Consider the following 699-nt stretch of genomic DNA (forward strand, 5'->3'; position numbering starts at 1 on the left):
TATAGTGTTCTTATTGATAATAAGAACCCCACTACAAACTACAGTATTACCGTAAAAAGTTGGTATACTTACAATAGCTCCCCAAATGAGAGTCAGGTTGCAAGTAATGCTACGAGTATTTCTGGAGAAGCCACTGTTACTCAACCGTCTGGTGTTTCATATTTCTTTGTCACATATAATACTACTAATAATACTGTATTAGTAAATTTTGCAGCAAACTCAATAGATTATAATAACAGGATATATTTGGAGTATAAAAAATAAAAAATATTTGCTCGAAAATAAAACCGAGTTCTTTTTTGATTAAAGGCTCGGTTTTTTATTTTTGGTAAAAGAAGTAATAATTTATAATTTTTTTATTAAATCGTTATATTCGTCTACATTCAAGGCATAAATCCAAAACTTCTTTTAATTTTATATTAAGCTCTTCTAATGTGTCGGCTTGAGTATGCGCTCCGTTTACCGAAGGAATATAACCCACATAAACTTCGCTTTCTTTATCATATTCTATATAAGCAAAAAATTTTTTATTCATTAAATAAACCTAAAATAAACCTATGATTTTTATAAATAATATTATAACAGAATATTTTTATTTGTCAAAATTTAGATTATAATTAAATTACGATGTATTTTTATATTGATATTATATTTATTACATATATAATATTCGCCATGAAAAATGATAAAGCAAAAAAT

The 699-nt window shown here is 25.5% G+C and carries 2 protein-coding genes; one reads left to right on the top strand and one right to left on the bottom strand.

Going from position 1 to position 699, the window contains the following annotated elements; translation table 11 throughout:
• Positions 1-264, top strand: a 264-nt coding sequence (locus EZH24_RS15190) for a hypothetical protein (RefSeq protein ID WP_236847269.1), incomplete at its 5' end; no start/stop codon positions are given.
• A gap of 103 nt (positions 265-367) precedes the next feature.
• On the opposite strand, the gene EZH24_RS13060 is transcribed toward EZH24_RS15190, so the two are convergent.
• Positions 368-535 (bottom strand): type II toxin-antitoxin system HicB family antitoxin, encoded by a 168-nt coding sequence (locus tag EZH24_RS13060; protein WP_137999449.1) that lies wholly within the window; start codon positions 533-535, stop codon positions 368-370.
• Between the last annotated feature and the right edge of the window lie 164 nt (positions 536-699).

The organism is Brachyspira catarrhinii, assembly GCF_005518285.1.
Classification (GTDB): Bacteria; Spirochaetota; Brachyspiria; order Brachyspirales; family Brachyspiraceae; genus Brachyspira; species Brachyspira catarrhinii.